The sequence below is a fragment of the Pseudonocardia halophobica genome (assembly GCF_027922425.1).
Taxonomy (GTDB): Bacteria; Actinomycetota; Actinomycetes; order Mycobacteriales; family Pseudonocardiaceae; genus Pseudonocardia; species Pseudonocardia halophobica.
This window is the reverse complement of the sequence record NZ_BSFQ01000004.1, coordinates 73,609-96,632: the sequence shown is the minus strand read 5'-3', so window position 1 is coordinate 96,632 and position 23,024 is coordinate 73,609. Positions and strand designations below refer to the sequence as shown.

The window sequence follows — 23,024 nt, the reverse complement described above, 5'->3', positions numbered from 1 at the left end:
CAGGTAGGTGGAAGGTTCCCCCCGTCCACCTGTCCGGGCCGGGAGCCGCCCCCAAGATCTGCGGCCCCGGCCCCCGGACACCGGCCGGCCGACGTCCCGGCCCACCCCGTCCCCGCCCGCGGATCCGTGTCCCTCCGGTGTGATCCCCCACAGCCGTGGTACCGAGGAAGGTCCCACCCGGCAGGACCGGGCGAGTTGCGTACGCTCGAACGGCCCGTCACGGCGAGCAGGAGGGACACCATGTCGGAGCACGACCGGTACGGCGATCTCGGGGCTCCTCCCCCGCTCGTCGCCGAGTTCGTCTCGCTCTCCGAGAAGCTGCTCGACGCGCCCACGGTGCAGGACGTGCTCGACCGCATCGCCCAGGCCGCGGTGCGCGTGGTGAACGGCGCGGACATCGTCAGCGTCTCGCTGAGGTCGCAGGACGGCACCATCGACACCCCGGCCACCACCGACCCGGTGGGCGTGCGGCTCGACGAGCTGCAGAACGAGTTCGACGAGGGCCCGTGCCTCGACGCCAGCCGCATCCCCGGCATCGGCATCGCCTTCTCGGAGGACCTCGCCGCCGGCAAGGAGTTCCCGAAGTGGGGCCCCGCGGCCGCCGAGCTGGGCGTCGGGAGCGCGTTGGCGGTCGGCCTGTTCCCCGCGCAGGACCCGCCGCGCATCGGCTCGCTCAACCTCTACTCCCGGCGCCCGGGCGGCCTCGAGCAGGCCGACCGCGACGCGGCCCTGGTCCTGGCGGCGCACGCCTCCACCGCCATCGCCGGCTCGCTCGCCTCCACCCGCGCCGAGCTCCAGGTCACCCAGCTGACCGAGGCCGTACGCAGCCGGGACGTGATCGGCCAGGCCAAGGGGATCCTCATGGAGCGCCGCGGCGTCGACGCGGAGGAGGCCTTCCGCATCCTGCGGTCCGCCTCGCAGTCGCTCAACGTCAAGCTCGCCCGCATCGCGGAGACCCTCACCCAGCGCCGCGGCGAGCTCTGACCCCGCCCGTCCCTCACCCCGTCGGGGCGAGGTGCGCCCGCCGCGCCTTGCCCATGGTGGACGGCGGCGCTGCGGCGCCGGTGTCGAGGGAGGGCGACCGATGGCACGACCCCTGGCCGGTCCCGGACATCCCTACCTGCGGCCGGTCGCCGAGGACGGGGACCGGGCGAGCGTGCTGATCGCCGTCCTGTGTGCCGACGTGCGGGAGGCGGCACAGCACGGCCTGATCACCCGAGCCGAGTCCGACGAGCTGCTCGCGCGCCTGGCGACCGTGGTGGACCAGGCCGTCGGGGGGCAGTGAGCCGCCCTTCCCCCGATTTCTCCGGGGACGACGAACAGGAGGAGGGCCCATGACGATCGGACCGGTCCAGATGCTGGTGCTCGGGTTCGACCACCCGAACTTCCAGGGCGGGATCCGCGCGGAGCTGGAGCGGCTCCGCGCCGACGACACGGTGCGGGTGATCGACTTCCTGGCCGTGTACAAGGCGGTCGGCGGCGAGGTCAGCGTGCTGAAGGAGTCCCAGCTGGACGAGGCCGAACGGGAGGAGTTCGGCGCGGTCGTCGGCGCCCTGGTCGGCGTCGGTGCGGGGCTCACGCCGGAGGAGGGCGCGGCCCTCGGGGAGGCCGCGGCGGACCGGGGCGTGGAGCTGCTCGACGAGGAGGCGTGGGACGTCCTGGCCGACATCCCCGAGGACACCGCGGCGGCGCTGGTCCTGCTCGAGCACCGCTGGGCGATCCCGCTCCGCGACGCCGTCGCCCGCGCCGGCGGTATGCGGCTGGCGTCGGAGTTCATCAGCCCGCTCGACCTGGTCCAGGTCGGCCTGGTCGCCCAGCAGGAGGCCGAGGCACTGGTCGCATCCTCGGCCGACACGGTCTGACGGCGAGGGGGCAGGAGATGTTGGGTCGAGACCGGCGGATCGCCCGGCGCAGCGGACGCCGCACCGCCCGCCGCACATCCAGGCGCCTCGCAAGGCGCTACTGAGTACCCATCGGGCCCCGGAGGCGACGCCCCTTCCCACGAGGGGGCGCTCGCCGGTCTCGTGGGCCGGGTGTCTGCGGGTCCGGGTCCTCACCCGGGCAGCAGCACGGCCGCGCCCGTGATCCGGTCGGCCGCCAGGTCGGCCAGGACCCGGTCCGCCGTCGACAGCGGCCGCGGGTCGACGGTGGGCCGGACGTCGAGCGCGGCCGCGAGCCGCAGGAACTCCTCGCCGTCGGCCCGGGTGTTGGCGGTGACGCTGCGCAGCTGTTTCTCCCGGAAGAGCTCGCGCTCGTAGTCCAGCGCCGGGACGTCGGTGAGGTGGATGCCGGCGATCGCGAGGGTGCCGCCGGCGTCGAGCGCCCGCAGCGCGACCGGCACGAGCCCGCCGACCGGGGCGAAGGTGATCGCGGCGTCGAGGGGCTCCGGCGGCTCCGCGTCCGCCGGGCCGGCCGAGGCGGCGCCGAGCGCGAGCGCCAGCTCCCGGGCCTCCGGGGAGCGGGTCAGCACGTGCACGGTGGCACCCTGCGCGACGGCGACCTGCGCCACCACGTGGGCCGACGCGCCGAAGCCGTAGATCCCGAGCCGCCCGCCCGGCGGCAGCTCCGCCCGCTTCAGCGCCCGGTAGCCGACGATGCCGGCGCACAGCAGCGGGGCGGCCGTCGCGTCGTCGAGCTGCGGCGGGAGGGCGTAGGCGTACGCCTCGGGGACCACGGCGTACTCGGCGTAGCCGCCGTCGGCGTCCCAGCCGGTGAACCGGGCGTCGGGGCACAGGTTCTCGCGGCCTGTCCGGCAGAACCGGCAGCGCCCGCACGTCCCGCGCAGCCACGCGATCCCGATGCGGTCGCCGATCGCGAACCGTCGCGTCCCCGTCCCGAGCGCGTCGACCACGCCGACGATCTCGTGCCCCGGCACCGTGCCCGGGTGGTGCGGGGCGAGGTCGCCCTCGACGAGGTGCAGGTCCGTCCGGCACACCCCGCAGGCCGAGACCCGGACGCGGACCTCGCCGACGCCCGGTTCCGGGTCGTCCCGGTCCACCTGGGCCAGCGGGCCGGTCGTCATCGGCCCCGGTCGCCGCACGATCCACGCCTTCATCCCGTCAGCATGGCGTGCCGGAGGTCCACAGGGGAATGGTCGCGCGTCCCGTCGGTGCAGGTCCCTGGTCCCTCGCCGGAGATCACCGGGCCGTCCTCACCGCCCCGGCGGGGCCAGCCGGTAGACCGCGCCGGCCGCGTCGTCGGTCACGTAGACCGCGCCGTCCGGACCGGCGACCGCGGCGACCGGGCGGCCCCAGCGGGAGCCGTCGGCCTCCTGGAAGCCGCCGACGAGCGTCTGCTGCGGCCCCAGCCCGCCGTCCCGCCAGGGGAAGAACGACACCTCGGGCGCCCGCGGCGGCTCGGCGTTCCAGGAGCCGTGCACCCCGACCAGCGCGCCGCGCGCGAACTCACCGGGCAGGCCGCCGTCGACGAACGCCAGTCCGAGCGGCGCCGAGTGGCCGCCGAGCGCCTGCTCGACCCGCGGCAGCGCGGCGCAGTCGAGCGCGGCGCCGTCGGGGTTGGTCTGCACGTCCCGGGTGAACGGGACGTCGCTGAGGACCTGTGCGGTCCCCGCCACGCCTGGCTGCACGTCCGGGTCGGGATTGCAGTACGGCCAGCCGAGGTTGCGACCAGGGGTGAGCCGGGCGAGGGCCTCCGCGGGGTGGTCCCGCACGTAGGCCTCGACGACCTCGCCGCGCGCCGACCCCGTGATCTCTCCGTACGGCCGGTCGAAGGGATACTGGATGTTGTCCCGGTTGTTGACCGCCGTCCACACCGACCCGTCCGGCGCGATCGCCAGCCCGGTCCCGTTGCGCACCCCCACGGCGAACGGCTCGGGCCTGTGACTGCCGGGCGGCACACGCAGGATCGACGCTCGCGGCGGAACCGCCACGAGGTCCGCGTAGGAGATGTTGGCGGTCGAGCCGACGGACACGTAGACGGCACCGTCCGTGCCGACGGCCACGCTCTTCAGCACGTGCCCGTAGCGGCCTCGCAGGTCAGGACTGTTCGCATCCGGCAGACCGGTCACGACCGGCGCGGGTGTCCCCGCGCGGCCGTCGGCGTAGGGGTACGCGTCGACGCGGTCGCTCTGCGCCACGTACAGCGTCGACCCGGCGAAGGTCAGGCCGTGCGGCTGGCTCAGCCCGTCCAGCAGCGGCGTCTCCGTGGCCGTGCCCCGCCCGTCCGGCACCAGCCGCACGACCGTGCCCTCGTCGGGGACCGAGACCAGCAGCGACCCGTCCGGTGCCCACGCGGCCAGCCGCGCCTCGGGCACTCGCGCGAACACCGACATCGACCAGCCGGGCGGCACGAGGGCCTGCCGCGGGGTGTCGAACGGCCCCGAGTCGAGGCCCGCCGGGACCGCGACGGTGACCGGCACGAGGCCCGCCGGCACCGCGGCCGTCGGCGCTCCGGCCGCGGGCGACCCCGCACCCGGCCCCGCACTCGGCCCCGCGCCCGACGAGCACCCGGCCAGCAGGACCGCCGCGACGAGCGGGAGCACCCGGCGCACCGCACGCGACAGCCGCATCGACAGCCCTTCCCCCGACCGACAGAATCGGACCGATCGTCGGCCATCGGGCGTCGGGTGGGCGTAACGCGGGCCGCGTCCGGTCCGAGGACGGCTCGGGGCGGCGCGAGGGCGGGGGGACGCGCGTGGAGGACGTGCTCGGACGCGGCACCGTCATGGAGTCGCCGCGGGGCGACCGCGGACTGACCGCCGCGGAGGTCGCCGAGCGGGTCGCCGCGGGCCGCACGAACGCCGTCGACGCGCAGACCAGCCGCAGCGTCGGGCAGATCGTGCGCGCCAACGTCGTCACGCCGTTCAACGGGCTGCTGTTCGCGCTCTTCCTCGTCATCGCCGCCACCGGTCGCTGGCAGAACGGCTTGTTCGGGCTGGTCATCGTGGCCAACACGGCCATCGGCGTGATCCAGGAGGTCCGCGCCAAGCGCACGCTGGACCGGCTCGCCGTGCTCAACGCCCCGCACGCGAGGGTGGTGCGGGACGGCGAGGTGGCCGAGATCGAGGTCGCCGACGTCGTCGCCGACGAGCTGGTCGAGCTCCGCTCCGGGGACCAGGTCACGGCGGACGGGACGGTCACGGCGTCGGCCGGGCTCGAGGTCGACGAGTCGCTGCTGACCGGCGAGTCCGACCCGATCGCCAAGGTCCCCGGCGACCAGGTGCGGTCCGGCTCGATCGTCGTCGCCGGGCAGGGGCGGTTCCGGGCCACCGCCGTCGGCGCCGACGCGTACGCCACCCGGCTCACCGCCGAGGCGAAGAAGTTCACGCGCACCCCGAGCGAGCTGATCTCCGGGACGAACACCATCCTGCGGTGGATCTCGGTGATGATGCTGGTGGTCGCGCCGCTGCTGGTGTGGAGCCAGTTCCGCACCAGCGACGCCGACAGCTGGCAGGACGCGGTCACCGGCACGGTCGCCGCGCTCGTCGGGATGGTGCCCGAGGGGCTGGTGCTGCTGACCAGCCTGGCGTTCATGCTCGGCGCGGTCACGCTGGCGCGGAAGCGGACCCTCGTGCAGGAGCTGCCCGCCGTGGAGGTGCTCGCCCGCGTCGACGTCGTCTGCCTCGACAAGACCGGGACCCTGACCCACGGCGACATCGTGTTCGACCGGCTCGTCCTGCCGCGGGACGCGGACCCGCTCGCCGAGGCCGAGGTCCGCGAGGCGCTGGCACTGAGCTGCACGGAGCCGGGCGGCAACGCCACCGCGGCGGCGCTCGCCACCGTCTTCTCGCACACCTCGTGGACCGCGACGGCGAACGTCCCCTTCTCGTCGGACCGCAAGTGGTCCGCCGTCGGCGCCGGCGAGCACGGCACGTGGGTGCTCGGGGCACCCGAGATGGTCCTGCCGGAGCCCGCCGATCCCGGGTCCGCCGACCTGCTGGAGACCGCCGGGAAGATCGCGGAGGACGGGCGGCGGGTGCTCGTGCTCGCCCACGCCGACGACATGGTCGACGGCCCGGTCCTCCCGCCGCTGCTCGAAGCGCGGGCCCTCGTCGTGCTCGCCGAGCGGATCCGGGACGACGCCGCCGACACCCTGCGCTACTTCGCCGAACAGGGCGTGTCCCTGCGCGTGATCTCGGGCGACAACCCGCGCACGGTCGGCGCGGTCGCGACCGCCGTCGGGCTGCCGGGCATCACCGCCGCGGCCGACGCCGTCGACGCCCGGACCCTGCCCGAGGACCCCGACGCGCTCGCCGACGTCCTCGAGGCGAACCCCGTCTACGGCCGGGTCACGCCCCAGCAGAAGCGGGCCATCGTCGGTGCGCTGCAGCGCCGCGGCCACGTCGTCGCGATGACGGGCGACGGCGTCAACGACGCCATGGCGCTCAAGGACGCCGACATCGGCGTGGCGATGGGCAACGGCGCCGCCGCCACCCGCGCGGTCGCGCAGCTCGTGCTGCTCGACGGCCGGTTCGCGCACCTGCCCGACGTCGTCGCCGAGGGTCGCCGGGTCATGGCGAACATCGAGCGCGCGGCGAACCTGTTCCTGGTCAAGAACGTCTACTCGCTGCTGATGGCCCTGGTGGTCATCGCGACCGCGGCCGCCTACCCGCTCGCGCCGATCCAGCTCACGCTGATCTCGGCCGTGACGATCGGCATCCCCGGGTTCGTGCTCGCGCTGGCCCCGAACCGGCGGCGCTACGTGCCGGGCTTCCTGCCCCGGGTGCTCTGGTCCGCGGTCCCGATCGGCGTGGTGATCGGCACGGCGGCGTACTCCGGCGACCGCACCATCCGCTGGCTGGAGCCCACCGGCGGACTGGTGGCCGGGCAGACGGTGGCGACCGTGACCGTGCTGGTGGCGTCGCTCTGGGCGCTCACCCTGTTCGCCCGCCCCTTCACCCGGTGGAAGGTCCTGCTCGTCGGCGGCCTGGCGCTGGCCGTCGTGGTGATCCTCGCGGTGCCCTTCCTGTCCGCCACGGTGTTCCTGCTCGACGTCACGTGGCTCCGCGTCGGCGTCGGGGTGGGGCTCGGCGCGGTGGCGGGCGTGGTCATCGAGGTGATCGGGCGGGTCGTCCGGTCCCGCTCGGCGGCCGCCTGACGATCTCCCTGTTCCCTTTCGGGCGCCGCTCGCCGACCCTTCTCCCATGACGAAGAAGGCGAAGGCCCCGAAGCGCCTCCCGCGGGAGCTCTACGAGGCGGAGCTGCTGCGTCTGCAGGGACAGCTCGTCCAGCTGCAGGAGTGGGTCAAGGCCACGGGGGCGCGGGTCGTCGTGATCTTCGAGGGGCGCGACGCGGCGGGCAAGGGCGGGGCGATCAAGCGCGTCGTCGAGCACCTCAACCCCCGGGTCGCGCCGATCGTGGCGCTCCCCGCGCCCACCGAGCGCGAGCGGACCCAGTGGTACTTCCAGCGCTACGTGGAGCACCTGCCGGCCGCCGGCGAGATCGTGTTGTTCGACCGCTCCTGGTACAACCGCGCGGGCGTCGAGCGGGTCATGGGCTTCTGCACCCCGCACGAGTACACGCGCTTCCTGCGGCAGTGCCCGATCTTCGAGGACCTGCTGGTCGAGGACGGGATCCTGCTCCGCAAGTACTGGTTCTCGGTCAGCCCGCAGGAGCAGGAGAAGCGCTTCCGCGAGCGCGTCGAGAACCCGTTGAAGCAGTGGAAGCTCTCCCCCATGGACCTCGAGTCGATCGCCCGGTGGGACGACTACTCGCAGGCCAAGGACGACATGCTCGTCCACACCGACACCGACACCGCGCCCTGGACCATCGTCGAGTCCGAGGACAAGCGCCGGGCCCGGCTGAACATGATCGCCCACCTGCTGGACAGCATCCCCTGGGAACCCGTGGTCCGCGCCCCGCTCGCGATCCCCGCCCGCCCGGAGGGCCGCGGCTACGTCCGCCCGCCCCGCGAGCTCGAGCGCGCCGTCCCCGACCACGCCGCGACGCTGCTGGAGAAGGAGGAACCCGCCTGAGCGGTCACGGGTTCTCCTTCCGACGGTGCCGGGGATGCGGCGCGACCGGCTCCTCCTCGAACGATCCGACCTCCTCGACGAGCTGGGGCCGGCGGGCCCGGGCCAGCGCGTACCAGGCCAGGCCGAGGACGACGAGCCCGAGGAAGATCCAGGGCATCAGGTTGAGCGGGTAGTCGGGCACCGGGATCACGTTCTTGTAGAAGACGTAGAGCAGCGCCGCGACGACCACGACCGCGAGCACCGCCGACGCGGGGTTGAACTCGTCCCGCTTCCGCAGGAAGAACGGCAGCGCGACGGCCATCAGCACGTAGGCCAGCATGTAACCGAAGGTCCCGATCGTGCCTGTGTAGGTGAACACGTCGAGCGGCGTCATCCCGGAGGCGACCAGGATGACCGGCACCACGAGCACGACCGGCGCGATGACGGCGATCGCCACGTGCGGGGTCTTGTGCGTGGAGTGCGCCCGGCCCAGCGCCCTGGGCAGGATGTCCTCCTCGGCCATCGTGTAGAGGATGCGGGACGAGGCGTTGATGCAGGCGATCGTGACCGCGAAGAACGACGCCGTGATGCCCAGGTCGACGATCCAGGAGACACCGCCCAGCCCGTACCGGGCGGCCAGGTCGCTGATCGGCGCGGTGCTCTGGCTCAGGGCGTTCGGGTCGCCGAAGCCCCGCACCATGTCGTAGGCCGCGAAGACGTACAGGACACCGACGAGGACCGCGCTCCCGAGCACGGCGCGCGGGATGGCACGGTGCGGGTCGCGCGCCTCCGCGCCGAGGCTCGCGGCGCTCTCGAACCCGACGAAGCCGAGCACCCCGAGCACGATCCCGAAGGCGACGCCGTCGAACGACAGGGTCGAGAGGTCGAACGGGGCGGTGGCCCCGCGGCCGCCACTGCCGACCAGGACGGCGATCAGCACGACCAGGATGGCGGCGACCGAGACGATCTCGAGGACCAGGCCCACGCGCGTGGAGATCTTGATGCCGATGATCGCGAACGCGGCGGCCCCGATCGCGGCGACCGCCAGGATGATGCAGACCGCGAGCGTGCCGCCGACCGGCAGCCCCAGCGTGGTGAGGAAGCTGCCGAAGTAGATGGCGGTGCCGACCACTCCGATCATCGCGATGAACCCGTAGCCGATGACCAGCCCCCACCCGGCCGCGAACGCCCCGGCCGGGCCCAGGCCCTTCGCGACGTAGGAGTACAGCGACCCGGAGGAGGCGAACCGGCGCCCGAACTGCGTCGCGACCAGCCCGACCAGGATGACGACGACGGTCGCGGCCACGTAGGACAGCCACGCGCCCTGCCCGGCGTAGAGGGCGATCAGCGCCGGGGTGGTGGCCATCGCGGCGCTGGGCGCGATCCCGGCCACCGACTGGGCCAACACGTCGAGCTGGCTCATCGTCCCGTGGGCCAGCCCGGTGTCGGAGTGGACCGGGTGCGGCCCGGCCCCCTCCGCGCTCACGAGTCCTCCTCGCTGACGCTCGTCGGCCGCGTTCGCGGCGCTGCTGTGTGGAATGGTTCGCTCGCGAGCTCGCTCACTGGGCCACCTCCGGCGTCGGGGCCGGATGCCCGTCGCCGTGCCCGACCTGTCCGTTGCCGGTGTGGCACGCCGCGGACCGCGGCGTGTCCAGCGCCGGGTTGCCGTCGAAGAAGCCGACCGGCTTGAGCGAGAACCCGATGGTGGTCACCGGCATGACCGGCCAGTCCTCCGGGCGGACCACGTGGTGGGCGCCGAAGGAGTACCAGACGACGAGATCCTCGTTCTCCAGCGGGCGGTCCGCCTTCTGGTACTCGAGCAGCCCGCCCGGTGAGCCGTGCTGGTTCGGGTAGTCGCCGGCGGCGTAGTTCTCGCGCGGGTCGTAGCGGGTGACCCACAGGTGCTTGTAGGCGAACTGCGCGCGGGCGAACGCCTGCGACCCCTCCTGCTGCAGGGGCAGCACGTTCTCGCCCGGCATCAGCTTGTAGCCGGTCGGCTGGCCGAGCTCGTTGACCTCGTTCGGATTGACGACGTACCACACGCGTGCGACCAACGGGTCGATCAGCCGCCGCGCCTCGCTCTCCCGCGACAGCGGCGTCTTCTTCGTGACCCAGGCGTTGCCGTATGGGTTGTCGGGCCCGGGCGGCACCGCGGCGGCGTCGACCTCGTAGACCGAGTTGCGGTCGCCGTCGACCTGCATGTCCAGCCGGACGTTGAAGAAGTGCTGGTGGTGCGGCCCGTACAGACCCGGGGCCACGACGACGCCGTGGCGCGGTTCCTCGCCGTCGGCCAGGGCACCGGTGGAGAGGACGCCGGTCAGCTTCACCTCGAACTGGAGGGTGCCGTCGGTGTAGAGGTACCAGAAGAAGCCGTACTCGTAGTTGCCGACCGTCGCGATGCAGGAGATCACCAGGCGGCGCGCGCGGCGGACCTCCGCCTTCTCGGTGCGGAAGTCGGTGTGCTTCCAGGCGATCCCGTGGTCCTCCTCGTGCATGCAGATGGCGTTCGGGATCGTGACCGGCCGGCCCTCCTGGTCGTTCGCGGTGACGTCGAAGTAGAAGATCTCGCCCAGGCAGTCGCAGCCGAGGGTCAGCGGGTTGAGCAGCACGCCGACCCCGTACTCGCCCTCGTCGAAGACGTTCTTGATCCGGTGCGTCGGCGCGGGGTCGCCGTACGGGATGTACATCTCCGACAGCGAGGCCCGGTAGAGCACCGGCCGGAGCCGGCCCCGGTCCTCGTACCCCACCTGGTGCAGCACCAGGCCCTCGCGCGGGGTGTAGCCGACCCGCAACCGCCACTTCTGCCAGCTCACCTCGTGCCCGTCGACGGTGAAGCTCGGGCCCTCCGGCTGCGTGATCTCCAGCGGCTTCACGTCCTCGCGCAGCCGCGTGAACGCCGGCCGGTTGTCACCGTCGAACATCAGCTCGGGCGCGTAGTTGCCCGCCTTCGACGGCAGCGGCACGACGCCGTGGTCGCGGACGTCGATGACCTCCATCTTGTCCATGTCGAGCAGCACGACCAGCCCCTCGACCGGCCGCGCGTAGCCGTTGTCGTCCTCCCGCGAGCGGACGAACGTCAACGGGCGGAGCAGCCGGCGACCCGTGGGGTCGTCGATGTCGTAGCCGGCCGCCCACGGGTCGATCATCGCCAGCGAGAAGTCGGTCACCCCGCGCTTGCGCATCGCCTCCTGCCATCGCGGATCGGACCGCGTGATCTCCTCCGCGCTGAAGAACTCCTCGAGCATCACACTGGGCTGGACGTCGTCGATCACCTCCCAGGAGGCCACCACTCCGCGGTCGAGCGAGACCACCGCTTCGACGGTCTGCTGGTGACGGCGGTCGTACAGGATCACGAAGGCCGCCCGTTCGGGAGTCGGGCCGTCGCCACGGCCGTGGTCGAGGACCTCGCGCTTGGGGGGCTCGTGGAGCGTGACGGTCACGAAGCGGAGCCCCTGATCGATCTGTCGCTCGGCCCGCAGGATCTCCGTGGTGCGTCGGATCTCCTCGGGAGCGAGCGGCGCCAGGGGATTCGCCGTGGAGGTTGCCGGCCGCGTGCTGACTGACATCGGTACTCCTCGTCATTGAGGCGTGGTACGACGGCGCCGAGGCGGACCGCGGAAGGTGTGCCGGTACTGCGCGGCACACCTTCTCGATCATGGGTCAGAGCGTGACCGGGGCCGCCCGGGGAGGGGCGACGACGCGGACGCCCGCGACCTCTCCGATCCTAGCCCTGACCTGCGGGAGAAGGAGCGCGAAAATCACCGGACATCTCGAGGCTCATCGCCTCTCGCGTGCGGACCGGAACCCGTGCCGGTCTCCCCCGGGCCCTGGGCGACGACCCTGAGGGCGAGATCCCGCAGCCTGCGGTAGGCGCGCCTGTCCCGGCGGTAGTACCAGAGGTCGTAGATCAGCAGGTTGATCGGGACCCACAGGACCACCCAGGCGACCGTCTGCAGCCCGGTCGACAGGGCGTCCTCGATCGAGCCCGGTTCCGTGGTCCCCAGGGCGCCGACCGCCCCGTTGATGAACAGCACGGCGAGCAGCCCCCACAGGAGCGTGCGGATCCCGAGCCGCCGGACGCCGTCGACGTCGTCGTTCAGTGCGGCGATCCGGCGACGGCACTCCCGCGACAGGGCGGCCCGGGCACGCTCCTCGAGGCCGGGCGTGACGACGTCGGCCGGCAACCCGACGGTCACCTTCAGCGGGGCCTTCCGCTTGGCCCGCTGGACCGCCCGCACCATCTGCTCGAGGCCGGGTCGCGGGTCGTAGTCCTCGAGCTCGGGCGCGAACGGGTCGAGCTGCGGAGCCTCGAACAGGTGCTCGATCCGCCCCATCGGGAGGTAGAGGTCGACCTCGCGCGGGCGGCGCCGGAGCCTCACGACGCGAACCTAGCCCGCGGGGGGCCCACCGGCGCAAGCAGCGCTCCCCGACCGGGTCAGGGTGCCTCGTGCCGCAGAGTGGCCGCAGCGCCCCGGCTCCGGGCGGGCCGCCGTGCGACGACCAGCAGGGTGATGAGGATGAGCGGGAGGGCGATGTCGGCGTACAGCGCCGGTCCGGCGTTGTTCGGGGCCCAGTTGTCCGCGACGACGATCTGGTGCACGTGGCCGACGGCGTCGCCGAGGAACCACACGGCGAAGGCGATCACGGTGGCGAGCCAGAACTGGTCACGGAACCGGTAGCAGAGCAGGCCCAGCACGCCGACGGCGAGGTTGGCCACCGCCACCTCCGTCTGGAAGGGGTTGCCGGCGGGCCAGCCGATCGACGCCGCGGTGGGGTCGGCGTAGACCGTGTGCGCGAGGAAGCCGAGGACGCCGCCCACGCCGACGGCGATGACCAGGAGCCACAGCAGGACGATCTCGGCGATGCGGTTCGGCGTCCGCGGCCGGGCGTCCCGGAGCAGGTGGACGGCGGCGACGATCAGGCTGAGGACGAACAGCAGAGCGAACAGCACGGCTACCCCCCGGCGTCGTACAGAGTCGTACAGAGGCTCTGAGGTGGGAGGGCCACGGTAGGCGGAAGCCGGTGCGTCGTCATCGGCCAAGCGGCGGCCGCGTTCCGCGGTTGCCGGAGCGCGTCCGGGAGACGCCGACGTGGCCGCCGGGACGGGTGGAGCGGATGGCCTGCATCATCGCCGACTCCTGGGTGCCGACGGCCTCGATCACCGAGTGTTCGCTCCGCAGGCTCCGGTCAGCGCCTGCTCATGTGCTCCGGGTACCAGCGGGTGATCTTGAAGGCGCCCACCAGGACGACGATCGGCAGGATCCAGTTCGTCCAGTCGCTGGTCGACGGCAGCCGCACCGCGACGTAGCCCAGGAGGGCCGTGACGAGGAAGGCCAGCGCCCAGACGAGCGTCAGTACCCGGTTCACGTGCGTGAACTGCGGAGTCGACCACACCTCCTCGGGCGTGGACTCCCGGGCGTACTGCTCGGTGAACGGCACGAACGCCAGGGACACCAACGCGACCAGTCCGAGCACGCCGCTGGAGATCGTCGTCGAGTAGGTGTCGAGCACGTCGCGGTCGTGCGCGCCGAGCACCGCTCCGGCGATCGCGAGCCCGACGAAGAACACGATCGTGACGACGTCGAGCAGCTTGGTCCGGCGGTGCCGGGTCGAGGGGATCGCCAGGATGATCGCGGCGAGCGCCGCGCCGATCGCGCCGTACTCCCAGGTACTCGGGCTGCCGGCGACCACCCAGAAGATGATCCACGGCAGGAAGCCGCCGACCGGGCTCTGTGCCAGGCGCTCCACGAGCGACGACCGGCGGAGGCCGTCCTCGACGCGCTCGTCCATGGGGACCTCCGCTTCGTCGGCAAGGACCCGTGGCTGATACGCCGGACGGCGTCAGCGCGGGTCGGAGTGAACCGCTCCGAGGCGCCGGGTGTCGATACCGCGACCGGGTGACGACCACACGGCGCCGCCCCCGATACCAAGCGCCGCTACGCCTTCGTCTTCGGTGACTTCAAGCGCATCCACCGGATGGGCATCATCAGCTGTCACTACCGCGCCGCGAGTGGGGCCACAAGGACATCGAGCTCGCAGCTCACGAGCTGCTGCAGTACCTCGACGACTCGCGAAGGTAGCGGGAAGGCTCAGCCCGTACGCGGAATTCCTGCATGGTCGACGGCGGCCCGGTAGCTAGCACGAGATGGTGTCACGGCGGTCGCCGGCGAGCAGTCTCTGGGGGACTTGGGAGAAGACATAGGCAGGCCGGGGGCCGACGCTATCGCGCCTGAACACCCAGATGACATCGAAACGGTTGTCGGGCCATGTCCGCGGCACGGACTGGCCGGTTCCCGTCAGGATACGTGCGGCGATGTGAGGGATCCGGTGGTGTTCCCAGCACACCAGGACCGGTCCCGGACCTCCGTCGAGCACGGCCGCGCTGAGGTCGGCTCCCTCGTCGACGGTGGCCGGGTACTCCTGGCTGATCTCGAGGCGGTGGGCAACCCCGTCGAGCGTCTGAGTCGCGCGATGGTGCGGAGTGTGATGTCCGTAGTTCGGGCTGAACAGCCGCGTCGGCTTCGACACACCGCGTTCGGCCATGAGTGCGGGGTCGCCGAACAGGACCGCAAGCGCGCCGGAGCGCTGCCAGCCGCGCGGGGTGAGTGAGTGCTTGTTCGGCCGGCCGGAGGACTCGACGCCCCGCTCGCCGCGGCCGTCGTCCTCGGGCTTCTCCCCGTGGCGGATCAGCAGGATCGCGGAGGGAGGTTCCGCGGCGGTCATCGCTGTGCACCCGCCCTGCGTGTTCGCGTGGCCGGACATCCGACGCGAAGCCGAAAGAACACCCGGCTAGCGTAGGCGAGGCGAGGGGCCGGTACGTCAGTTCAGGGGTAGCTGGGCCAATCGCTCGCAGATGATGACGCAGGGGCGGGGCCACCGGCGCCAACGGCAACGCAGAAGCGTGTCGCCCGATAGGGCGCAGCGGCGCAGCTGAGCGAAGCCTGCGGGCGCCACCTGAACATTCGATTGTTGTGCCGAGAGAGCTGACGAGGACACTGGCCCCTCGCGGCGACGTGACCCGCCGTCCGCCCTCGGAAGCTCACTACACCGCCACGACGGGTGACGACCGAAGCACGGTGGAGAACATGAGGTTCATCTCGCGGGGATTCGTCGGTCGCCCCGAGGCCCGCGAGGGCACGGGCCCACTGCGTCCTGGGCAGTACGACAGCGAGGCGATGGTCATGCGGATCGCGCAGACGCCCGGCCACACATGGCTCGACATGAGCGGCGTCGTCGCACTCGATGTGAGCACGCGTTCGCCGCGGCGTGACCAACCCTCGTGACCCTCACGCTGTTCACCACGCTTCAGGCAACCGCTCGTGCCATGACGCCAGGCGGCCCGAGGGACAGGGGCAGACCCACCGTTCCCGACCCCAGCCACGTCGGGCACACCGCAACCAACCACACCGATCCTGAGCTCCCGTCGCGTGGAGCTCGACCCGCCAGGAGGCGCCTGATGTCCGTGCCCACCCACCCCACCTCGCGCACCACCGACGTCGGTGCGCCACCCGCGCAGCGCACCGCCCCGATCGAGGCCAACCGGACGGCGATCCGCCCGTTCGAGGTCCATGTCCCGGAGGAGCAGCTCGCCGAGCTCCGCCGCCGCCTCGTCGCGACGCGATTCCCCTCCAGGGAACTGGTCACGGATCGCTCGCAGGGCGTGCAGTCGGCGACGGTCGAGGAGCTCACCCGCTACTGGGCGACCGATTACGACTGGCGCGCGTGCGAGGCGAGGCTGAACGCGCTGCCGCAGTTCACGACCGAGATCGACGGGGTCGACATCCACTTCGTCCACGTCAGGTCTCGACACGAGAACGCATTGCCGCTGATCATGACGCACGGCTGGCCCGGCTCGGTCGTCGAACTGCTCGAGACCATCGGCCCGCTGACCGACCCGGCCGCGCACGGCGGACGCGCGGAGGACGCGTTCCACCTGGTGCTGCCGTCCCTGCCCGGCTACGGGTTCTCGAGCGAGCCGACCGAGCTCGGTTGGGACGCCGCCCGCACCGCACGCGCGTGGGCGGAGCTGATGCACCGCCTCGGCTACACCCGTTACGTCGCCCAGGGCGGCGACGTGGGGGCCCTCGTCACGGACTTCATGGGTCGCCAGGCGGTCGAGGGCCTGGTCGGCTACCACCTGAACCTGCTCACCGCGGTGCTCGCGATCGGCGATGGGCTGCCCAGGGAATCCGAACAGGAACGCGCAGCCGCCGAGGCGGTCGCCACGTTCCGGCAGGACGGCTTCGGCTACTTCCTCGAGATGGCCACGCGGCCCCAGACGATCGGCTACGCCCTCCTGGACTCACCGGTCGCGCTGGCGGCCTGGTTGCTCGACCACGACACGGACAGCTACTACAAGATCTCCCGTGCCTTCGTCGACGGCGAGCCCGCGGGCAGGCTCACGCGGGACAGCATCGTCGACAACATCACGCTGTACTGGCTGACCGGTACCGCAGCGTCGGCGGCCCGATCGTACTGGGAGGACGCACGAGCTCTGGCAACAGCGCTGGCGAGCGGCCAGCCTCCGCCCGCGGTCACGGTGCCGGTCGGCTTCACCACCTTCCCCGGCGAGATCTGGGCGTCGCCCCGGAGCTGGGTCGAGGCGGTCTACCCCGACCTCGCCTACTTCAACGAGGCTGAGAAGGGCGGGCACTTCGCCGCCTGGGAGGAGCCCGACCTCTTCGCGACCGAGGTGCGGGCCGCGTTCCGGCCGCTGCAGAAGAGCTGAGCTTGTCGAGGCTGCATGGGACAACCCGCGGGTGCGGGACGCTGCGAGCAGTTGCCCGGGGTCGGGCTGGCGGCCGGCCGCCCCGGGTCCGGGTCCACGTCTGGAGAGTGGGGCAGGTCGGGCTCGAACCGACGACCTGACGGATTATGAGTCCGCTGCTCTGACCAACTGAGCTACTGCCCCTCGCGCGACAGGCTAGCGCCCGCGTCCACGGCGACACCTCGCGCTCCGCAACTCCCGACTCGCGGTGCCGGAACTCCCGACTCGCGGGCCGGCGGCGCGACTCGCGGGCGCCGCACGACCGGGGATCGCTTCTTCGTTGAACGTTCAGCCCGCTCTCAGCAACCCTCATTACGGTCGCTCGTTGAAAGTTCAAATGCGAGGCGAACACACGATCCGGGGGTGCCCGTGAAGCTGCGGACGTACTGGAAGCGCTACCTGCTCGGCGCGGTCGCGCTGGTGGTGGTGCTGGCGGTCGGCGGGCCGCTGTTCTACGCCAAGGTGATCGAGGGCGACGCCGCGGCGCCGCTCGCCGTCGGCACCGACCGGACCGCCGCGACCGGCGAGCTGGGCGGCACCTACGCCGTGTCGGCCGGCTCCGAGTCCGGCTACCGGGTGCACGAGATCCTGGGCGGGCAGAGCATCGACGCCGTGGGCCGGACCCAGGACGTCTCGGGCTCGGCCACGGTGAGCGGGTCGCAGGTCACGGCGGGCGACGTCACCGTGCAGCTCGCCACGGTGAAGAGCGACCAGGCGCGCCGCGACAACCAGTTCACCGGCACCATCATGAACGTCGCCGAGCACCCGACCGCCACCTTCCGGCTCACCGAGGCCGTGGACCTCGGCGAGGGCTTCACCGGCGGCGAGCGGGCGACGGCCGACGCCACCGGCGAGCTGACCGTGCGCGGCGTGACCCGCCCGGTCACCTTCCCGCTCACCGCGATCCGCAACGGCGGCGGGATCGACGTCTCCGGCTCCGTCCCGGTCACCTTCGCCGACTTCGGCGTGACGCCGCCCAGCATCGGCGACTTCGTGACCGTCGATCCGACGGGCCAGATCGAGTTCCTGCTGAAGCTGACGCCGGCCGCCTGAGCGGGCCTCAGGCGAGCTTCGTCCGCAGGCCGTCGATGCCGCCGGCGTAGACGCCCTGCGCGAAGGTCCGGTTCAGCTCCCCCTCCTGGCCTGCGTCCGCGTCGTACTCCGCCCACCACTCGACGAAGCTCTCGCCGGTGTCGGTGATCGGTGCGACGCGGACCGTGGACACGTAGCGGCGTGCGTTGAAGGGGTTCGCACCGGTGAAGGCGTAGGTGAGGGTGCGGTCGGCATCGTCCATCGCGAGCAGCTTCTCGTCGAACGGGTCCCCACCGTCGGCCAGGGTGAGCCTGCGGACGGCCCCGACCGCGCCGTCCGTGCCCTCGACGATCTCGCTGTTCGCGATCGCGGGCAGGAACGCGGGCAGGTCGTTGAAGGCGCGCAACAGCGCCCAGACCTCGTCGGCGGGCGCGGCGACGACTCCACTGGCGTACGGACGCGGCATGGCTCAGTCCTCTCGGTGCAGGGCGTTCTTGAAGGCGCGGGCCTGCTCGACCAGCGCGGTCTCGGTGGGCAGGCGCTCCATGGAGGACGCGCCGTAGAACCCGTGGCAGGCCTTGGTCCGGCCCAGCACGTACGCGGCGTCCTCCGGCATGGCGATCGGGCCGCCGTGGCAGAGGACCAGCACGTCGTCGCGCTCCTCGAGGGCCGCGGCGGACCACTCGTCGATCAGCGTGACGCAGTCGTCGAGCGACTTCGCGGTCTCCGCCCCGATGGAGCCGCCGGTGGTGAGTCCCATGTGGCACACCACGATGTCGGCGCCCGCTCGGGTCATGGCGCGGGCGTCCGCGGCCGAGAAGACGTACGGCGTGGTCAGCAGGTCGAGGCGGCGTGCTGCCTCCACGAGGTCGACCTCCAGCCCGTACCCCATGCCCGTCTCCTCGAGGTTGGCCCGGAACACGCCGTCGATCAGGCCGACGGTCGGGAAGTTCTGGATCCCGGCGAAGCCGAGGTCGGCCAGCTCGCGGAGGAAGCGGTCGGTGAGCAAGAACGGGTCGGTGCCGTTGACGCCGGCCAGGACCGGCGTGTGCCGCACGACCGGCAGCACCTCGGCAGCCATCTCGACGACGATGTCGTTGGCGTTGCCGTAGGCGAGCAGCCCGGCGAGCGAGCCCCGACCGGCCATCCGGTAGCGGCCGGAGTTGTAGATCACGATGAGGTCGATCCCGCCGGCCTCCTCGCACTTCGCCGACAGTCCGGTACCCGCTCCCCCGCCGACGATCGGCTCGCCGCGGCGGGCCATGTCCCGGAACCGCTCCACCAGCTCCGCGCGGCGGAACCTCATGCCGTCACCTCCCGCCACGCGGCGACGACCGCGTCGGCGAACTCGGGATCGTTGATCGCCACCGGAACCTTCCGCAGCACGGCGTGGCTGTCCAGTCCGGACTCCAGCGCGGCGAGCAGGGCCGCGTCGGCCTCCGCGTCGTGGAACGGCTGCCCGGGCACGTCGAGCAGCGACACCCCGCCGGTCGGGACGAGGAACAGCGCCGGCCCGGTGAACGCGTTGATCTTGCGGGCGAGGAAGTCCCCGATCGCGGCGTTCTCGTCCGGCGTGGTCCGCATGAGCGTGACCTGCGGGTTGTGCTCGTAGAAGAGGCGATCGGCGAAGCGGGCCGGCACGGTGTCCCGCGCCCCGAAGTTGACCATGTCGACGGCCCCGACCGAGCCGACGTACGGCACCCCGGTGCGGGCGATCGCGTCGAGCCGGTCCTCCCCCGCCGCCATGACCCCGCCGACGAGCAGGTCGGCCACCTCGGTGGTGGTGAGGTCGAGGACGGAGGAGACCAGGCCGTCGTCGACGAGCTTCTCCATCGCCTGCCCGCCGGTGCCGGTCGCGTGGAAGACCAACGGGTCCACCTCGGACCCCAGCCGTTCGACGACGGCGGTGACCAGCGGCGTCGTCACGCCGAACATGGTCAGCCCGACGGCCGGCCGGTCCTCCCCCGCCGGGATCTCGCGGGTCAGCGCCCCGGCGAGCATGTGCGCGGCGTTGCCGAGGACGAGCCGGGAGATGCGGTTCAGCCCGGCGACGTCCGTGACCGAGTAGAGCATCGCGATGTCCGCGGCACCAACGTACGGCGCGGTGTCGCCGGACGCGACCGTCGACACCATCACCTTGGGCACGCCGACCGGCAACGCGCGCATCGCCGGCGTGACCAGCGCGGTGCCGCCGGATCCGCCGAGGCCGAGCACCCCGCCGACCTCCCGGGCGGGCAGCCAGCGCTCCAGCGCGACGGCCATCGCCGCGACCGCGGTGCCCCGGTCGCCGGTGAAGACGGCGTCGACCCCGTCCGGGTGGGCGGCGGCGACCTCGGCGGCGGACACGTCCGCCCGCGCGGCGCCCTTGTCGGAGGTGGACACGTCCACCGAGGTCACGGCCAGACCCGCGGCGCGGAGCAGCTCCGCGACGTGGCGCAGCTCCGCGCCCTTCGTGTCGTGCGTGCCGATCACGTACGCAGGACCCATCCCTGGAGTCCTACCGCACGATCACTCCTCGCGCAGCCGGTACTCGCCGCCGTGTCCCGCGACCTCGTGCAGGTCGTAGTGGTGGACGATCTTCGGCCCGCCGTGCAGGTGGACGTGCCGGACGACGGCCGGCGCCTCCTGCTCGGCCGGGCGGGTGCGGACCCGGCCGTCGAGCGGGCCGCCGACGAACCAGTAGGTGTCGCGCGGGGGCTCGTCGGCGGGGTTGGGCCGGGGCGTCCGGGCGGCGACCCAGTCGTCCCAGTCCTCCTCCGAGGCTGCGGGCATCCGGCCACGGTACGTGACGGCCCGGCGACGGCGCACGGTCGGCGGGATCGCGCCGGAGCGCGGCCCGCGAGGGCCACAGCGCGACTCGCGGTGCCGGAACTCCCGACTCGCGGTGCCGGAACTCCCGACTCGCGGTGCCGGAACTCCCGACTCGCGGGGGGCGGTGCCGCACACGGAACGGCCCCGCCACCGGGGCACGTCGGTGGCGGGGCCGGGGCTTTCCGGGCCGTACGGGTCCTGCGGGTCAGGCGACGGCCTTGGCGCGCTTGCGCGCGTCCTTGGCGATCCCCTCGACGGCCTTGGCGCCGGCGGTGCCCGCGGTCGAGCCGGCCTCGGCGGCGCGGTGGGCGACGTCGCTGCCGAAGCGCGACACCTGCTCACCGGCGTGCGCGGCGAGCGCGGTCAGCTGGTCGACGTAGCCGGGGGCCTGCTTGCGGGCCTTCTTCGCGGCCCTGCGCGCGCTCTTCTCCCACTCGGCGCGCTTCTTGTCGGCCACCTTCTCCCACTGGGCCCGCTTCTTCGACGCGGCCTTGGCCCAGGCCTCGCCCTTCTGGTCGGCGAGCTTCTCCCAGGCCTTGCCGCGCCGGTCGAGCTCCTTCTGCCACTCCGCGCTGCGCTTGTCGACCTCCTTGCGCAGCGCCGCGCCGCGCTTCTCGGCCTTCTTCGCGGCCTTCGCGGCACGCTTCGACAGGTCCTCGCCCCACACCGACGCCTGGTCCGACGCGGTGGCGGCCCAGCCGGACGCGCGGTCGGACGCCGTCGCGCCCAGCACGGAGGCGGCGGCCCCGAGGGCGGCGGCGCGCTCGGCCGCGGCCGAGCCGAGCTCCGCGGCCCGCGCCTTCACGACCGGCGCCGTGTCCGCGACGGTGGCCGACAACGAGTCGGACAGGGCGGACGCCTTACCGACCAGGTCGTGCCCGGCCGACGAACCCGACCCGCCGAGGCCGGAGACCAGCCCGGACATCGAGTCGGTGGCGCTGTGCGCCGCCCCGGAGAGGGCGTCGGCGCGCTTCTCCAGCGCGGCCGCGGCGGCCTCGGCGGCCTTCCGGCTGCGCCAGGCGACCGACGGCTTGCCGTGGGTGTCGGCCGCGGCGATCATCAGGCCGCCGAGCAGGCTGACGTTCTTCAGGAAGTGGATCTGCTGGGCCTGCTTGGCCTCCGGGTCGGACTCCTCCCAGAAGCGGTGCGCGGCCAGTGTGGTCGGGATCAGGGTGGCGGCGAGCGCGGCCGACGAGGTGCGGGGCATCTTCCCCAGCGCGAGCAGGGTGCCGGCCGCGACCTTGACGCCGGCCTCGACCTTCACCAGCGTCTCGTCGTCGGGGCGCCTCTCCAGCGGGGACATCTCCACGGCCTTGTCGATCGCGGGCGCGGCGTAGTCCAGGACGGGCTTGGCGGCCTCGGCGTGCGCCTGGGGTTGACGCAACGCGTTGATTCCGCCCGAGATGAAGATGGCGGCCAGCATGGGACGGGCCACACGACGCAACACAGGCATGGGGTCGCGTTCCCCACGCACGCGGGTGGCAAACACGGGTGCCGCTGGCGGGGGACCCCCCACGTTCGGAATCATGCCGGGGTGGCGAGACACGCGATCGGACTGGACATCGGCGGCACCAAGGTCGCCGGCGCCGTGGTGGCCGAGGACGGGACGGTCGTCGACGAGCTGACCGAACCGACTCCCGCGACCTCGGACGCGCCGACCATGTCGCGTCTGCTGCTCGGGATGATCGACACACTGCGGCGCAAGAACCCCGGGGTCGTGGCCGTCGGGGTGGGTGCGGCGGGGACCGTCGCGTGGCCGAGCGGGCAGATCCTGTGGGCGCCGAACAACGCCTACCGCGACTGGGCCGTGCGGGCCGAGATCGAGGAGGCGACCGGCCTGCCCGCGGTCGTCGACAACGACGCGAACGTGGCCGGACTGGCCGAGGCCCGTCTCGGCGACACCCTCCACAAGGAGATGGTGCTGGTCACCGTCGGGACCGGGGTGGGCAGCGGGATCGTGCTGGGCGGCCGGATCTATCGCGGACCGCACGGGCTCGGCGCCGAGCTGGGGCACATCATCGTGGACCCGAACGGCCCGCTCTGCGGCTGCGGCAACCGCGGCTGCCTCGAGTCGCTCGCCTCGGGCACGGCCCTGACCCGCACCGGCCGCGAGGCCGCCGCGGCGAATCCCGACGGGCTGATCGCCAGGCTGGCCCGCGAGAAGAACGTCGAGGTCACGGGGCAGATCGTCACGGAGGCGGCGCTGCAGGGCGACCCGACGGCGCGGCGGCTGTTCCAGACCCTGGCCCGGTGGCTCGGCATCGGCATCGCGTCCGTCACCACGATCTTCGAGCTCGACGCCGTGGTGATCGGCGGGGGCGTGGTCGACACGGGCGAGCTGCTGCTCGCCCCGCTGCGCGAAGCGGCGGCCGAGTTCGCCTACGCGAAGTCGGTCCGGCCGCTGGTCCCGGTGCTGCCGAGCACGTTCGGCAGCGCCGCCGGCAAGATCGGCGCCGCCCTGCTCGCACTGGATCACGCGGACGATCGGAGCACCCGTTAGCG

At 72.8% G+C, this 23,024-nt stretch carries 21 protein-coding genes and 1 tRNA gene; 8 read left to right on the top strand and 14 right to left on the bottom strand.

What is annotated here, in order from left to right; genetic code table 11:
* Positions 1–240: 240 nt before the first annotated feature.
* The 3 genes from PKE99_RS06705 to PKE99_RS06695 all read left to right on the top strand — a co-directional run bounded on the left by PKE99_RS06705 (position 241) and on the right by PKE99_RS06695 (position 1,862).
* A complete protein-coding gene (locus tag PKE99_RS06705) occupies positions 241–984 on the top strand; it encodes a GAF and ANTAR domain-containing protein (protein WP_037040555.1) in 744 nt (247 codons plus the stop codon).
* A gap of 100 nt (positions 985–1,084) precedes the next feature.
* A complete protein-coding gene (locus PKE99_RS06700) occupies positions 1,085–1,285 on the top strand; it encodes a hypothetical protein (RefSeq protein ID WP_037040550.1) in 201 nt (66 codons plus the stop codon).
* A 49-nt stretch (positions 1,286–1,334) separates the two neighbouring features.
* Entirely contained in the window at positions 1,335–1,862 is a 528-nt protein-coding gene (locus PKE99_RS06695) for a hypothetical protein (protein WP_037040547.1), read from the top strand.
* 191 nt (positions 1,863–2,053) lie between these two features.
* Here PKE99_RS06695 and PKE99_RS06690 read toward each other — a convergent pair whose 3' ends face one another.
* Positions 2,054–3,055 (bottom strand): zinc-dependent alcohol dehydrogenase family protein, encoded by a 1,002-nt coding sequence (locus tag PKE99_RS06690; protein ID WP_037040546.1) that lies wholly within the window; start codon positions 3,053–3,055, stop codon positions 2,054–2,056.
* Positions 3,056–3,151: 96 nt separating this feature from the next.
* Positions 3,152–4,528: a PQQ-dependent sugar dehydrogenase family protein gene (locus tag PKE99_RS06685; RefSeq protein ID WP_037040545.1), complete on the bottom strand. Its 1,377-nt coding sequence runs from the start codon at positions 4,526–4,528 to the stop codon at positions 3,152–3,154.
* Between the two features lie 125 nt (positions 4,529–4,653).
* Here PKE99_RS06685 and PKE99_RS06680 point away from each other — a divergent pair, with 125 nt between their 5' ends.
* Positions 4,654–7,056, top strand: a complete 2,403-nt coding sequence (locus PKE99_RS06680; RefSeq protein ID WP_231498031.1) for an HAD-IC family P-type ATPase — start codon at positions 4,654–4,656, stop codon at positions 7,054–7,056.
* A 46-nt stretch (positions 7,057–7,102) separates the two neighbouring features.
* Positions 7,103–7,933, top strand: coding sequence for a polyphosphate kinase 2 (ppk2, locus tag PKE99_RS06675; protein WP_037040544.1), 831 nt, complete (start codon positions 7,103–7,105; stop codon positions 7,931–7,933).
* A 4-nt stretch (positions 7,934–7,937) separates the two neighbouring features.
* On the opposite strand, the gene PKE99_RS06670 is transcribed toward ppk2, so the two are convergent.
* From PKE99_RS06670 to PKE99_RS06645, 6 genes are all read right to left on the bottom strand, one after another.
* Positions 7,938–9,398: an APC family permease gene (locus PKE99_RS06670; protein ID WP_037040543.1), complete on the bottom strand. Its 1,461-nt coding sequence runs from the start codon at positions 9,396–9,398 to the stop codon at positions 7,938–7,940.
* A 73-nt stretch (positions 9,399–9,471) separates the two neighbouring features.
* The gene (locus PKE99_RS06665; protein WP_037040542.1) at positions 9,472–11,478 is read right to left on the bottom strand and encodes a primary-amine oxidase; all 2,007 of its coding nucleotides are present in this window, start codon (positions 11,476–11,478) and stop codon (positions 9,472–9,474) included.
* Between the two features lie 192 nt (positions 11,479–11,670).
* The gene (locus PKE99_RS06660; RefSeq protein WP_051736728.1) at positions 11,671–12,291 is read right to left on the bottom strand and encodes a hypothetical protein; all 621 of its coding nucleotides are present in this window, start codon (positions 12,289–12,291) and stop codon (positions 11,671–11,673) included.
* Between the two features lie 56 nt (positions 12,292–12,347).
* Entirely contained in the window at positions 12,348–12,863 is a 516-nt protein-coding gene (locus tag PKE99_RS06655) for a DUF6790 family protein (RefSeq protein WP_063739644.1), read from the bottom strand.
* Positions 12,864–13,099: 236 nt separating this feature from the next.
* A complete protein-coding gene (locus PKE99_RS06650) occupies positions 13,100–13,702 on the bottom strand; it encodes a DUF3159 domain-containing protein (RefSeq protein ID WP_197040441.1) in 603 nt (200 codons plus the stop codon).
* Between the two features lie 345 nt (positions 13,703–14,047).
* Complete coding sequence (locus PKE99_RS06645) at positions 14,048–14,635, bottom strand: hypothetical protein (RefSeq protein WP_037041459.1); 588 nt, start codon at positions 14,633–14,635, stop codon at positions 14,048–14,050.
* Between the two features lie 733 nt (positions 14,636–15,368).
* Between PKE99_RS06645 and PKE99_RS06640 the strand changes: the two genes are divergently transcribed.
* Entirely contained in the window at positions 15,369–16,640 is a 1,272-nt protein-coding gene (locus PKE99_RS06640; protein WP_081923731.1) for an epoxide hydrolase family protein, read from the top strand.
* Between the two features lie 108 nt (positions 16,641–16,748).
* On the opposite strand, the gene PKE99_RS06635 is transcribed toward PKE99_RS06640, so the two are convergent.
* Positions 16,749–16,823, bottom strand: a tRNA-Ile gene (locus PKE99_RS06635).
* Between the two features lie 219 nt (positions 16,824–17,042).
* On the opposite strand from PKE99_RS06635, the gene PKE99_RS06630 reads away from it, so the two are divergent.
* The gene (locus tag PKE99_RS06630; RefSeq protein ID WP_051736726.1) at positions 17,043–17,732 is read left to right on the top strand and encodes a YceI family protein; all 690 of its coding nucleotides are present in this window, start codon (positions 17,043–17,045) and stop codon (positions 17,730–17,732) included.
* Between the two features lie 7 nt (positions 17,733–17,739).
* On the opposite strand, the gene PKE99_RS06625 is transcribed toward PKE99_RS06630, so the two are convergent.
* From PKE99_RS06625 to PKE99_RS06605, 5 genes are all read right to left on the bottom strand, one after another.
* Entirely contained in the window at positions 17,740–18,177 is a 438-nt protein-coding gene (locus PKE99_RS06625; RefSeq protein WP_037040536.1) for an SRPBCC family protein, read from the bottom strand.
* Between the two features lie 3 nt (positions 18,178–18,180).
* Positions 18,181–19,017: a phosphoenolpyruvate hydrolase family protein gene (locus PKE99_RS06620; protein ID WP_037040535.1), complete on the bottom strand. Its 837-nt coding sequence runs from the start codon at positions 19,015–19,017 to the stop codon at positions 18,181–18,183.
* Complete coding sequence (locus PKE99_RS06615) at positions 19,014–20,198, bottom strand: Tm-1-like ATP-binding domain-containing protein (RefSeq protein ID WP_037040531.1); 1,185 nt, start codon at positions 20,196–20,198, stop codon at positions 19,014–19,016. Before PKE99_RS06615 ends, PKE99_RS06620 begins: the two co-directional genes overlap by 4 nt.
* A gap of 21 nt (positions 20,199–20,219) precedes the next feature.
* Positions 20,220–20,483: a DUF8847 domain-containing protein gene (locus PKE99_RS06610; RefSeq protein WP_037040527.1), complete on the bottom strand. Its 264-nt coding sequence runs from the start codon at positions 20,481–20,483 to the stop codon at positions 20,220–20,222.
* Between the two features lie 244 nt (positions 20,484–20,727).
* A complete protein-coding gene (locus PKE99_RS06605) occupies positions 20,728–21,957 on the bottom strand; it encodes a DoxX family protein (protein ID WP_231498030.1) in 1,230 nt (409 codons plus the stop codon).
* Positions 21,958–22,056: 99 nt separating this feature from the next.
* Here PKE99_RS06605 and PKE99_RS06600 point away from each other — a divergent pair, with 99 nt between their 5' ends.
* Positions 22,057–23,022 (top strand): ROK family protein, encoded by a 966-nt coding sequence (locus PKE99_RS06600; RefSeq protein WP_037040526.1) that lies wholly within the window; start codon positions 22,057–22,059, stop codon positions 23,020–23,022.
* The last annotated feature ends 2 nt before the right edge of the window (positions 23,023–23,024 follow it).

Coding starts and splice junctions, on each gene's coding strand:
- ppk2 (WP_037040544.1), top strand. CDS start 7,103: ATGACGAAGAAGGCGAAGGCCCCGAAGCGCCTCCCGCGGGAGCTCTAC.
- PKE99_RS06615 (WP_037040531.1), bottom strand. CDS start 20,198: ATGGGTCCTGCGTACGTGATCGGCACGCACGACACGAAGGGCGCGGAG.
- PKE99_RS06665 (WP_037040542.1), bottom strand. CDS start 11,478: ATGTCAGTCAGCACGCGGCCGGCAACCTCCACGGCGAATCCCCTGGCG.
- PKE99_RS06620 (WP_037040535.1), bottom strand. CDS start 19,017: ATGAGGTTCCGCCGCGCGGAGCTGGTGGAGCGGTTCCGGGACATGGCC.
- PKE99_RS06685 (WP_037040545.1), bottom strand. CDS start 4,528: ATGCGGCTGTCGCGTGCGGTGCGCCGGGTGCTCCCGCTCGTCGCGGCG.
- PKE99_RS06695 (WP_037040547.1), top strand. CDS start 1,335: ATGACGATCGGACCGGTCCAGATGCTGGTGCTCGGGTTCGACCACCCG.
- PKE99_RS06640 (WP_081923731.1), top strand. CDS start 15,369: ATGTCCGTGCCCACCCACCCCACCTCGCGCACCACCGACGTCGGTGCG.
- PKE99_RS06650 (WP_197040441.1), bottom strand. CDS start 13,702: ATGGACGAGCGCGTCGAGGACGGCCTCCGCCGGTCGTCGCTCGTGGAG.
- PKE99_RS06625 (WP_037040536.1), bottom strand. CDS start 18,177: ATGCCGCGTCCGTACGCCAGTGGAGTCGTCGCCGCGCCCGCCGACGAG.
- PKE99_RS06700 (WP_037040550.1), top strand. CDS start 1,085: ATGGCACGACCCCTGGCCGGTCCCGGACATCCCTACCTGCGGCCGGTC.
- PKE99_RS06645 (WP_037041459.1), bottom strand. CDS start 14,635: ATGACCGCCGCGGAACCTCCCTCCGCGATCCTGCTGATCCGCCACGGG.
- PKE99_RS06690 (WP_037040546.1), bottom strand. CDS start 3,055: ATGAAGGCGTGGATCGTGCGGCGACCGGGGCCGATGACGACCGGCCCG.
- PKE99_RS06610 (WP_037040527.1), bottom strand. CDS start 20,483: ATGCCCGCAGCCTCGGAGGAGGACTGGGACGACTGGGTCGCCGCCCGG.
- PKE99_RS06705 (WP_037040555.1), top strand. CDS start 241: ATGTCGGAGCACGACCGGTACGGCGATCTCGGGGCTCCTCCCCCGCTC.